The organism is Cupriavidus ulmosensis (assembly GCF_977008105.1).
This window is the reverse complement of record NZ_CDRMWP010000002.1, coordinates 1,506,944-1,518,485: the sequence shown is the minus strand read 5'-3', so window position 1 is coordinate 1,518,485 and position 11,542 is coordinate 1,506,944. Positions and strand designations below refer to the sequence as shown.

The following is an 11,542-nucleotide window of genomic DNA, read 5'->3' as shown; positions in this document are numbered from 1 at the left end:
CGGCCTCACTCCACCGTCAGCGGGAAGGCCGCGGTCTTGCCGTCGCCCTGCAGGGCCTTGGCCTCCGGCTGGTACATGCGGAAGTAGCGCACCGGCGGCAGGCTGAACTTGCCCGGCAGCGAGAACCGCACCAGTTGGCGCAGCACCACGGGCCGCTCCAGCGCGACCACCGGCTGGTGGTACGACAGCATGCCCATCTCGTAGGTCACGGCGCGCTGGAACGGCTGCAGGCCGGTGGCCTTGTTGTCGGGGTCGGGCAGGCCTTCGATGCGCAGGCCCCAGGTGGTGCCCTCGACTTCGCCGCCCGGCGGCAGCGGCGCCTCGACCAGTCCGTAGCGGTAGGTGCCCTGGCGCGGGCTCAGCACGATCTCGTCGACGTAGAGCGTATTGCTGTCGAGCTTGTCGCCCGGCTTGACCGGCCTGGCCGAGAACGCCAGGCCCGCGGTGCCGGCGGCGGCGGGATCGGCCGGCTTGCCGCCCTTGTCGGCCTTGTCGGTCTTGCCCTCGTCCCCGCCCGGCACCAGCCGGTAGAGCTTGCGCTCGATGCCCACCGGCAGGCCCGGCGCCTCCTGCGCGCGGCTGCGGTACGACACCACCGCATTGGTGTTGTACGACTGCGAGGCCGCGTCCATGTTCGGCGGCGCGGCCAGCGTCAGCGCCTCCGGCAACTGCGCGCCGGCCCAGCGCCATTCGGGCAGGCCGAGCGGGCCGCGCGCGGCCTGCCAGTTGCCTTGCGGCGCGCGCGGCGCGGCGCCGGCCTCGCCGGACAGGCCGCGGCCAAGGCCGCCGCCGAGCGCCTTGTCGAGCCACACCAGGGTCACGGCGCGATCGATGGTCGGGCTGGCGGCGCCGGCGCGCGACAGCAGCGCCTGCACGTCCGAGGCGGCGGCGCCCTTGCCGGCCATCAGCAGCAGGCTCTGCACCAGCGGCGAAGGATCGGCGGCCAGCGCCTGGCGCGCGGCGTCGGCCGCGCTTGCCAGCCCTTCGGGCATGGGCTGGCCGATCTGCTTGTAGAGCTGCGCGGCCAGCACGGTGGCCACGCGGCGACCCTGCGGCGAATCGGGCGCGGCGAAGACCAGGCTGTCGCCGGCCCCCACGGCGGCGCTTGCATCGCCGCCGGGCCGGCCCAGCTCGGCGGACACGCCGCCCAGCTGCGTCGCCACCGGCAGGCCCATTTCGTTGATGAACCACAGCGCCAGCACGCGGTGCAGCGGCGGCTCCTTCATGCTCTGCTTGTAGGCGTCCAGCGTGCGCTTCCAGTGGTCGGGCGGCAGGCTGACGCCGACCGCGCGCGCGGCCAGCCAGTCGGCGTAGTAAGCGTAGGCGGTCAGCAGCGCGCTGTTGCCGAGCGTGTCGCCCCACCAGCCGAACTGGCCGTTGACGCCGGCCAGCAGCGCCAGGCGCTGGCGCTGGGTGCGCACCAGCGCGTCCAGGCCCTGCGTGTCGCCACCGGTATTGGCACCGCTCGCGGCCAGGCTGCGCTGGGCCAGCGCCAGCGGAATCAGGCGGCTGGCGGTCTGCTCGGTGCAGCCGTAGGGATAGGCCAGCAGGTCGTCGGCCACGCGGGCGAACTGGCTGGCGGCGCTGTCGACGAAACGCAGGCGCACGTCCTGCGCGTCGGCCGGCAGCTTGAACGCGGCGTTGGCGCCCGACAGCGGCAGCGTCAGCTCGCGCTGCGACAGCCAGCCGGTGGGCTCCACCGTGAGCGTGGTCTGCAGGCGGTCCACCGCCTTGCCCTGCTGCCGGATCTCGGCGCTGACCGTGCCGCTGCGCAGCGCGCCCGGCGCCACCGGCAGGCGCACGTAGTTGGCGCCGCGCTTGAGCGTGACGCTCTGGCTGACGTTCAGGCCCGCTCCTGTGGCCACGAGGTCGGCGGCGACGTCCTGCTCGCCCTGGTTGAAGGCGACCATGTCGATGCGCGGCGCATCCTCGGCGCGGTAGCGCTGCGGGCCGGTCCACTTGAGGTACAGCGCCTTGTCCGAGCGGATGTTGGCGGTGCGCTGGCCGACCGTGCCATCCGCGGCGATGGCGCGCACGGTGATGCGCCAGCGGGTGAGCGAGTCCGGCATGGTGAAGGTCATGCGCGCGCGCCCGTCGGCGCCGGTGCGCAGGCTGGCTTCCCACGCGGCGGTGTCCTTCTCGTCGCGGCGCGGGCGCTCCAGCACCTTGACGCCGCGCTCGTTGTAGCGGCCGCGCTCGGGGCCGGCGCCGCCCTGCTGGCCGGAGACGGCCAGGTCGTAGCCGATGAAGTTCAGGCTGGAGGTGGTGCGCACGCTGTTGCGGCGTGGATGGTAGAAGAAGTCGACGATGCTCGGCGCGATCTCGGGCTGCAGCACGTAGACCATTTCGTCGACCACGCTGACCGTGAGGTTGGCCGGCACCGGCTTGCCGCCGAAGGCGCTGCTCAGGTCCAGCGTGACGGTCTCGCCGGGCGCGTAGACCGGCTTGTCGCTCTTGACCGCCAGGTCGATGGTCGGCTGCACCACGGCGATGCCGGCGTTCTGGAACACGTAGTCGCCGTCCTTCACGTACAGCACCGAAAACGTCATGTTGGGGCTGAAGCCGTTGCCGACCTTGATGCGCGCGCGCCACTGCCGGTCCGTGACCTTTTCCAGCGAGAGCCAGTCGCCGCCCCTGGACAGCAGGCCGCGGCGCTCGACGCGGTCGCGCTCCAGCGTGAGCAGCGCGTCCTCCACCGCCAGCGGGAACGTCACCAGCGCCTCGGCGGTGTCGCCGAGGTGGTAGCGGTCGCGGTCGAACACGATCTCGATATTGCCGGGCACGGTCTGCAGGCCCTCGCCCGCGACCCAGTGGCTGGCCGCCGCCAGCAGGTTGCCCGCGGCGTCCTTGACCGACAGCGTGTACGAGCCCGGCTGGTCGAACTTCACCGGGAACGACAGCGCGCCATTGGCGGCCGCGCCCAGCTTGCCCTCGGTGCGCGCGCGCGATTCGAGCCGCACCAGTTCCCAGCTGGCGGGCGCCTGCGCCGGCGCCGGCGCCTGGGCGGCCAGCGCCTGCAGCGTGAAGGTCACGCTCTGCCCGGCGTTGGTGAAGTTGGCCGGGCCGGTCAGCTTGTACGGCGTGGCGCCGCGCGCGATCAGCAGTTCGCGCGTGACCTTGACGCGGTAGGCCGCGCCGTCGTTGGCGAACACCGTGACCACGTAGCGGCTCGGCTCCCTGGCCGCCGGCAGCGCGAGCGTGGCGTTGCCGCTGCCGTCGGTGGTCAGTTCCTGCTGCTCCAGCTTGACCGGGAACAGGCCGGCGTAGCGCAGCTCGCCCTCGACCATCGTCACCTGCTGCGCGCGCAGGCTGACCGACAGCCTGGCGTCCTTGACCGGCTTGCCGTCGGGATAGCGCAGCTGGATCTTGCCCTTGACGGCCTCGCCGGTGGCGTAGTCGGCCTTATCGAGCGCGAGGTTGACGTCGAAATGCGGCTTGATGTATTCGGCCACGCGGAAAGCGCCGCCATAGGTGTTGCCGCCGTAGTCGAAGCGCAGCGTGTAGCCGCCGGCCAGCGCGTTGGCCGGCAGCGTGAAGCGCGCGTCGGCGCCGTTGTCGGCGTTGAGCACGGTGCCGAGCGAGGCCAGCGGCGCGCCGTTGGGGTCGAGCACCTCGAGCTTGATGTCGCCGGCGGCGGCGGGCGCCGACTCGGTGGCACTGCGGAAATTGCGGCCGATGAACTTGACGCGCACCTCGTCGCCGGGGCGGTACAGCGGCCGGTCGGTGAAGGCGAACAGCTTGGTGTTGTAGATCTCGCTGTCGTAGTAGAAGTTTTCCGAGATGAAGGCGCCGCCCGCCGGGTCCACGCCGAGCAGGTAGCTGCGCTCGGGGCTGGCGTGCGCGAGTTCCGCCGCGCCGTCGGCGCCGGTGGTGGCGCTTTGCAGCACGCCGAGGCCGTCGGTCCACGCCAGGCTGGCGCCGCTCACGGGGCGGCCGCTCTTGCGCTGCGCGGCCCACACCAGCATGCCGTCGGCGGTGCTCTTGGTGATGGCCACGGTGTCCGAGACGAACAGCAGCGTATGCGCGCGGTAGGTGCCGATGATGCCTTCGACGATGTACAGGCCCGGCTTGAGCCTGCCCAGCGGCACCATCACGTTGCCGGCGTCGCGCGGCAGGAATTCGCTGCTGCTGCCTTCGAGCTTGACGTCCTTGGGCGGCGCGATCTCCTTGGCGTCCCAGATCGGGTAGCGGAAGCGCGCCACCACGTCATAGCCCTTGAGCGGCTCATATTGCGGGTTGTTCTCGAAGCGCGTGGGCTGGGCAATCTGGTCGCCCATGCTGAACTGCGGCGCGTCCTCCACCGCCTTGCTGCGCGTGGCGAACGACAGCACGCGCTGCCACGCGCGGCGCGCCTGCTTGTACCAGCTGTCCCACAGGTAGGACAGCGTGTTTGCCAGCCCTTCGCCGCGGTAGCTGGCCTTGACGTCGATGCGGTGCAGGTTCTTCTGCGCGCGCAGGAAAGCAAGCGGATCGGCCACGCGGTAGACCAGGATGTCGGCGCCGCCGTAGCGCTGTAGTTCCGCCTTGTACTCGCGGCCCGGCGCTTCGAGCCGCACCTGCGCGGTCTGGTCGCTGCCGAAGCTGGCGTCCGAGAGCAGGAAGAACGGCTGGCCCTGGAACGCGGCGTAGCCGCTGGGCGGCACCGTGTCGAGCGTGGCGCCCGGCTGCCCTTCGGCGCTGGCGGCGTGGGCCGCGCCCAGCAGGGCAAGCGCCAGCAGCAGGCGGGCGGTCACGGAACGCAGGAGCGCGCGGGTGCGCGTCATGACGACAGGCATCGTCTTTACCTCGACAAAAAAGCGAAACGGAATACGCCGATGAAATTGGGATTGCCGTCCTGCGGCTGCCAGCGCGAATCGTTCCATTGCATCAAGCGGGAAAGGGTGACGGCACGCAGACCGTTGTCGGTGCGGGTCACGGTGCCGGTGTGGTAGGCCAGGGACTGGCCCATCCAGATCATCAGGTGCTGCTCGTCGCCCTGGTCGTAGAACAGCAGGTCGCCGGGCAGCGCCAGATTGACGTTGCGCGCGACGAAGCGGCTGTTGCCCTGCACCAGCGCGAGCGCCGAGGCATAGGCACCGGTGCTGCCGTCGGCGCGCGTCCAGCGCTGGCCGAGCGTGCGCTGGGCCGCGGTGAGATTCAGCTCGGGCGGAAGCTGGCGCGCGGAGGCCGCGCCCTGCATGCCGTTGGCGCGCAGCCAGCGCGCGTCGTGCACGCGCAGCGCCTCGCCCACGGCAAAGCGGACCAGGCCGGCGCAGTCGCGCTGGTACCAGCGCGGGGTCGGGCCCTGCCGCAACTGCTCGCCGACGATGCGCACGAACCACGCGCGGAATACCGCCGACTGCGCGGGATCGAGCAGATCGGCCGCGGGCACGTCGGGCGCCAGGCCCGACAGCGCCAGCGCGCGGCCGATGCCGGCCAGCGGCAGGCCGGCGGCGGCCAGCACCGCCAGCGCGGCGCGCCGGCCGCGCAACGCTGCCGTCACTGCGCGGCCTCCGCCGCCCGCGGCTGCGCCGCGCTGGCCAGCACGCCGCGCGGCGCGCCGGACTGCCGCCACGTCACCGGCACCCAGGCGCGGCCCGAGGGCAGGCTGTCGGCCAGCACCAGCGACATCGCCGGATAGGCGCCGAGCGCCTTGAGCTTGGGGAACAGATGGGCGCGCGCCGCGTTCAGGAACAGCGCTTCCTGCTCGGCCGGCAGCGCCTTGGTGGCCTCGCGCCGCACCAGCGGCGCCAGCGTGGACGGGGTGAAGCTCAGCACCGTGCGGGCCTGCTGCTCGCGCGGCATGGTGTCGGCCGCCGCCGGGAAGCGCTTGCCGCGCACCGCCAGCGCGTCGTCGACCAGCGTGGCGTCCGGCGAGAACAGCACGGTATCGCCGGCCAGCGCCAGCGTGACGGGGAAATAGGCGCCCGCGGACAACTGCTCGGCGAACGGCGCGCCCTTGGCTTCGCGCGTGCCGTAGGGCGAGCTGACCGGGCGCGACCACAGGTCCGCGCCGCCGGCGCCCTTGCTGGCCTGCACGGGCAGCCGCGCGTAGCCGCCCTGCTCGGCGGCGGCCTTGGGCTCGTAGGCGCCGATGACCTGCGCGAACAGGCTGGCCAGCAGCGGCCGCAGCGCGGCCGCCGCCGCCGCCGACTTGAGCCGCGCCATGAACAGCGGCGCGACCAGCGCGGACTTGCTGTACCAGCACACCGCGGCCGGTCCTTCGAACGCCTGGCCGACCTGCGCGGCCAGTTCGTCCTGGGCGCCGCTGACCTTCTGCAGCATCTTGCCGGCGGCCTGCCAGTTGACCGGCAAGGTGGCGCAGGCGGCCGGATCGGCCGGCAGGGCCTGCCAGAGCGCGGCGGCATTCCACTGGTCCGGCAGGCGGGCGCCGTCGACCAGCACCGCGCTGCTCCAGTCGGCGCCGCCGCCGGCGGCCTTGGTATCGGCGCCGGCGAAATCGAAGCGCAGCGCTTCGATGCCGGGGAAGAAAGCCTGGTAGCCGAACGAGAGATAGTTCACCCCGACCACCGCGCGGTGCCCCTTCGGCGCGCCCTTGGCGGGCTCGAGCGCGAACGACCGCAGCGGCGCCTCGCGCGCGGCGGCATCGTCGGACAGCCACGCCGCCACCGCCTTGGCGCGCGCGCCGATGGGCTTGCTCTCGGCATCGAGCAGCATGCCCGCCTCCGACAGCACCACCAGGCGGTCGCCCTTGCCGGCGATCAGCAGGCTGCGCGCGGCGCCGATGCGCAGCGTGTAGAGCGGCGTGCCGTCGATCTCGCCGGCGCGCGTGAGCTGGGCATCGACCGGCGCCACGGTGGCCAGTGCCTGCAGCACCTTGGCCAGCCCGTTGCGCTCCATCGCCAGCGCCCAGTAGCGCAGCGTGCCGTCGGCGCCGCGCCACGCCATCAGGCGGCCGGGCTCGTCGAACACGCGCTTGAGCAGGCTGTCGGACCAGTCGAGGTCATGCTCGAAGGCGATGCGGCGCAGCGCGCCGGCCACCGACAAGCGGCCCTCGTTGTCCTCGTAATAGTTGACGAAGTCCTCGGTGAGGACATCGCGCAGCAGCGGCACGCGCAGCATGTCGCGCGGCAGGCTGGACAGGCTCTCGCTGTCGACCAGCGCGTCCGGGCGGCCGAAATCGAGCTCGACCTGCCGCGGCTGGCCCTTCCACGGCCGGCCGAAAGGATGCCAGACAAGCTGCACCGCCACGCCCGCGGCAACCGCCAGCGCGGCCACGCCAAGCGCGATTTTCCTGCGCGACATCTTCATGGTCCCCTTCCCGTTTTCTTGGTCGCCCTACTCTTGGTCGCCCTACGTCACGAACGCGGCGCGCCCGGTAGCGTACCGTGCACATCGATCCCCTCGCAAGCGGGGCGCTGTGAAAATTTGTGATAGATCCGGCTCTGTCTGTCACACAGTCGGCACGATGATGCCGCCCGCGGGCAAGAAAATGCCCGCGCGGCAGAGCCGGGCGGGCGTTGGCGATTCGCACCTTGGTGTCGAATCGTCCAAATGAGATCGTCCAAATGAAAAGGGGCCGCGCTGTGGCGCGGCCCCTTCGATTCTTGCTGGCGTTTACGCTGCCTTGCCTTTCCTGACGACCACGACGGTCTTGTCCTTCCCGGCTGCTTTGCGGGCAAGCACCGCGCCCTTTCGCAAGGATTCGACCTCCCCCGCCAATCCGGCCTCTTCAAAGCTAAGGTCCGAACGCCTTCCCGTGCCCTTTGCGGCACGTTCAATCTCCTGGCGCGTCGAAGGGCGCAATTTCTTCGCTAGCATGCTGGCAAGCGCCGTCATAACCGAATTCCGTTTTCCTGCATGTATCGGTTGAGTATAGCCCACGACCGGCTGTCAGGCTTCAGGTCGAACTCCATCAATCTGCCGGCCCCGTTCTCATACCACCAGGCGCGTCCCTCCTCGGAGTCCATCAGATCGAGGACCGTCGTGGCGTATTGCAGAGGCTCGGGCAACCTTGCCCGCTCGCCAGGTTCCAGTTCGGCATCGTAGCCGAGCCGCGGCCACGTGTAGTAGCCATTGAAGTGGGCGCTGTCGCGGCTGCCGACAGCTTCGGTGACGATCTTCGAGAAGTCTTGCGCCGACGCCTCGGTGGCCTCGATTGCGAAACTCCTGACCCCAAGCCCCTGGTTCTGATATTCCGTCTTCAACAAGAAGGACTCATTGACGATCAATACCAGCCCGTCTTCTCCCGTTCGGATCTCGCGAATCATCTCGGTGAGCATCCTGTGCCTGACCGTGAGGAAGATGGCCTTTGCGGATTCGGCAACCTGGATGCGGGAATCGTCCATAGCACCCGCGAGCCGGGCTATCTGGGCAGGCTGCATGGCGGCACGGGTATCTTCAGAGACGGACGGGTCATATGAAACATCGACCTTCCCGTTGAAATGTGCCTTGGTAATATCATCTCTGGCATCCACGGCGGCGATCTTAGCAGCCTCGGCACAGCCCTCTCAAGATCGGCAGGCCGCCGAGCGCCCAGCAGTTCCGGCAACGTGATCGCCCGGAACGCCCATGACTGCCACCTACCGTGATGCGCGTGTCGCGAAGCGGGCCGAAATCGAGCCGACCGGCTCATTCCTGCCAGACAGTCCAAGCCCGGCCTGGCCTTCACGGCGGCGAATTTGCTTATGACCAAGATGTACTTTGTGCACTGCGGCAACGCGCGTAGCCTTCGTTTTTTTGAGAATTTCGCCACGATGCTGCCGTTTGCCACCCTCCGCCGCGCCGGCGCGGCGCGCGCTTCCCGCCTGCTGGCCGGGCTCGCGCTTGCCGCCGGCGCCGTCGCCGCCGCTCCCCACGCCGCCTTGGCCCAGGGCGCGAGCCCGGTGCTCGACAAGATCCGCAGCACCGGCACCATCGTGCTCGGCTACCGCGAATCGGCGCTGCCGTTTTCCTTCGCCGACGACAAGGGCCAGCCCGCCGGTTACGCCGTGGACCTGTGCCTGCGCGCCGCCGAGGCCGCGCGCGTCAAGCTGGGCCTGAACGCCATCAAGGTGCGCTGGATGCCGCTCACCCCGCAGAACCGCATCCCGGCCGTGGTCAACGGCCTGGTCGACCTGGACTGCGCGCCCAACACGAATTCGCTGGAGCGCCAGAAGCAGGTGGCGTTCAGCGTGTCGCACTACATCTCGACGGTGCGCATGCTGGTGCGCGCGGATTCGGGCATCCAGTCGTTCGACGACCTGCGCGGCAAGACCGTGGTGACCAGCGCCGGCTCCACCGGCGACCGCCACGTGCGCCGCCTCAAGGGCCAGTACGGCTTCCACGACGTCTACGCCAAGGACCACGGCGAGTCCTTCCTGCTGCTCGAATCCGGCCGCGCCCAGGCCTTCGTGATGGACGACGTGCTGCTGGCCGGCCTGCGCGCCCGCGCCAAGGATCCGTCGCAGTACGTGATCGTCGGCCCGGCGCTGTCGACCGAGCAGAACGCGCTGATGATGTCGCGCGCCGACCCGGAATGGAAACAGCTGGTGGACCAGACCCTGGCCTCGGTGTTTGCCGGCCCGCAGGTGGTGGCGCTGCAGAAGCAGTGGTTCCAGCAGCCGATCGGGGCGCGCGGCATCAATCTCGCGCTGGCGCCGAGCGCGCAGGTGCGCGAGGCGTGGAAGCACCCTTCCGACGTCGCCACCGAATAAGCGCGCCCGTCCGTCCCGCCCCCGAGGAATCCCGCAGCCGGCAGGCTCGCGGGATTTTTTTTGCGCCTGGCGACGCACAATTCCGCAATGCCGCGCCCTCCGCATGGAGCACGACGCACATTCGCGGCGGCCGGCAAGCAAGAGCCGGCGGCTACGGCAATAGCGGGTTTCCATAGGCCGGCATCAACCGTGTTCCCGGCAATACAACGCCGACCGCCGCAAGTTGACAAGCCGGCGAAATGTTGGCGACACTGGGCCCGAGCGGACAAACCGGCAGGGGCGGCCAGGCTCAGGCAAGGCGCATCTCCCCACGGCGATTTTTCCGCGCACTCGAACCGCCGCGAGGCGGCATTTTCCAGGAGAAACCATGAACAAGTTCGTCGCGACAGCCATCGCGCTTTGCATCGGCGCCGTTTCCGTGGCTGCCCAGGCCCAGACCGGCGGGAAGAAGTTCGACCCGTACAGCCAGGGCGCCAAGTCGGGCGAGAAGTTCGACCCGTATACCCAGGGCGCCAAGTCCGGCGACAAGTTCGACCCGTACACCCAGGGCGCGAACAAGAGCACGCGCGCCGACCTGACCGGCGACGCCTCGGCACCGGCCGCCAAGAAATCGCACAAGAAGGGCAAGAAGACCAAGAAAGCCGCTTCGGCAGCCGCCGCAAGCTGACCGGCGGCAGCCGGCCGCACCGCATGAAGCCCGCCAGCCGGCGGGCTTCATGCTTTCAGGCATTCGTGCGCGGGGTCATGGCGGACCGTGCGGCAGCGCTCAGGGCGCGCCCAGTTCCAGCGCGGTCACGTCGATGCGCTCGACCTTGCTTTCCTTGTTGTCCTGCTTGTCCCGCTGCCGGACCTCGGTGCGCAAGACGAAGGCCTCCGCCGGGCAGTACCAGTCGGTGACGTTCAACACCGCGGGCTCCACCTGCACCACTTCCTCGTCCACCATCAGCGGCCCCAGCGAGGTCCGCTTCTCGTAGGTGATGGGCATGCATTCCTTGCGGCCCAGCACGGTGTCGATCATCTGGCGCTTGCCGACGTGGCGCGTGCCGACGTTGATCGACGCATAGAGCGCGCGCATGTTGCCGATGGCTTCGTCCCGGCCCAGCGGATAGATCTGCAGCGAGACGCTGGACTCGAAGGTCTCGCCGTCGAGCGTGCCGCCTTCGCGAATGTCCTGCCCGGCGTAGTTGAACACGCCCTGCCCGCGGAACGCCGCCTCGCCGTACATGCGGGCATAGCGCCCCTGCGCGTTGATCACGGCATGCTCGCTTTCGATGCTGGTCCGGGCCGTGCTGGCGCGGCGCTCGATGTTGACCATGTGGATCTGGTCCATGATGACCGGCGGCCCCATCAGCGCGGAGAGCGCCGACTTGGAGCGCACTTCGAGCTGCGCCCGGCAGCCGTCAGCGCTCTTGGTGGCGTGGCGCAGCGTCATGGTGATGGAAGTGGGCATGTCGCCGTCGCCTTCCATCTGCACGCGCGCGCCGGAGCGGAACCACGGCGCGTCGCACAGGAACGCCGCGGAGCGCGCCACGGCTTCCATCGGCATCTGCGCCGCGGCCTGGCCCTGCGGCGCGGCCTGGGCGAGCGCGGGGCCGCCGTGCGCCAGCAGTCCCGCCGCCAGGGCGGCCACCCCGGCCAGTTGCGCCTTTGTCCTCACATGATTCCTGTCTAGAATGATTTCACGCCCCCGCTGGTCCCGGCAAGGCACCGCGCGCCAGGGCGGGCAGGCGTGTGCGCCCGCGCTGGACCAATGTACTGGCAAGTGCCCTGAATCCCGCGTCCGCCGGTTCGGCGGGCTCCGGCATCGGGACACTAGAAAGTAGCGCTTTTTCGCTGGCTTGTCTTGTCGGTCTTCGTCGATGCAGGCCACATGCCCGCCGCGGCAGCCTGCCGTTCGTCAGGGAGTT

8 protein-coding genes are annotated in these 11,542 nt (G+C 70.1%); 2 read left to right on the top strand and 6 right to left on the bottom strand.

Annotation, left to right across the window (positions count from 1 at the left end):
* Positions 1-5: 5 nt before the first annotated feature.
* From ACWTPI_RS26425 to ACWTPI_RS26405, 5 genes are all read right to left on the bottom strand, one after another.
* Complete coding sequence (locus tag ACWTPI_RS26425; RefSeq protein ID WP_454733194.1) at positions 6-4,775, bottom strand: alpha-2-macroglobulin family protein; 4,770 nt, start codon at positions 4,773-4,775, stop codon at positions 6-8.
* 5 nt (positions 4,776-4,780) lie between these two features.
* Entirely contained in the window at positions 4,781-5,482 is a 702-nt protein-coding gene (locus ACWTPI_RS26420) for a DUF1175 domain-containing protein (protein ID WP_155888091.1), read from the bottom strand.
* Positions 5,479-7,251: a DUF2138 family protein gene (locus ACWTPI_RS26415; RefSeq protein WP_454733193.1), complete on the bottom strand. Its 1,773-nt coding sequence runs from the start codon at positions 7,249-7,251 to the stop codon at positions 5,479-5,481. Before ACWTPI_RS26415 ends, ACWTPI_RS26420 begins: the two co-directional genes overlap by 4 nt.
* Positions 7,252-7,557: 306 nt before the next feature.
* Positions 7,558-7,779 (bottom strand): hypothetical protein, encoded by a 222-nt coding sequence (locus ACWTPI_RS26410; protein ID WP_020203332.1) that lies wholly within the window; start codon positions 7,777-7,779, stop codon positions 7,558-7,560.
* Positions 7,776-8,417 carry a hypothetical protein gene (locus ACWTPI_RS26405; protein WP_155888090.1) on the bottom strand — a complete coding sequence of 214 codons (642 nt, stop codon included), beginning with the start codon at positions 8,415-8,417 and terminating at the stop codon, positions 7,776-7,778. Before ACWTPI_RS26405 ends, ACWTPI_RS26410 begins: the two co-directional genes overlap by 4 nt.
* 279 nt (positions 8,418-8,696) lie before the next feature.
* Between ACWTPI_RS26405 and ACWTPI_RS26400 the strand changes: the two genes are divergently transcribed.
* The gene (locus ACWTPI_RS26400; protein ID WP_454733192.1) at positions 8,697-9,635 is read left to right on the top strand and encodes an amino acid ABC transporter substrate-binding protein; all 939 of its coding nucleotides are present in this window, start codon (positions 8,697-8,699) and stop codon (positions 9,633-9,635) included.
* A 367-nt stretch (positions 9,636-10,002) separates the two neighbouring features.
* Positions 10,003-10,302: a hypothetical protein gene (locus ACWTPI_RS26395; protein WP_020203329.1), complete on the top strand. Its 300-nt coding sequence runs from the start codon at positions 10,003-10,005 to the stop codon at positions 10,300-10,302.
* A gap of 99 nt (positions 10,303-10,401) precedes the next feature.
* Here the strand turns inward: ACWTPI_RS26395 and ACWTPI_RS26390 are convergent, their stop codons facing one another.
* A complete protein-coding gene (locus ACWTPI_RS26390; RefSeq protein WP_454733191.1) occupies positions 10,402-11,292 on the bottom strand; it encodes a hypothetical protein in 891 nt (296 codons plus the stop codon).
* Positions 11,293-11,542: the final 250 nt, after the last annotated feature.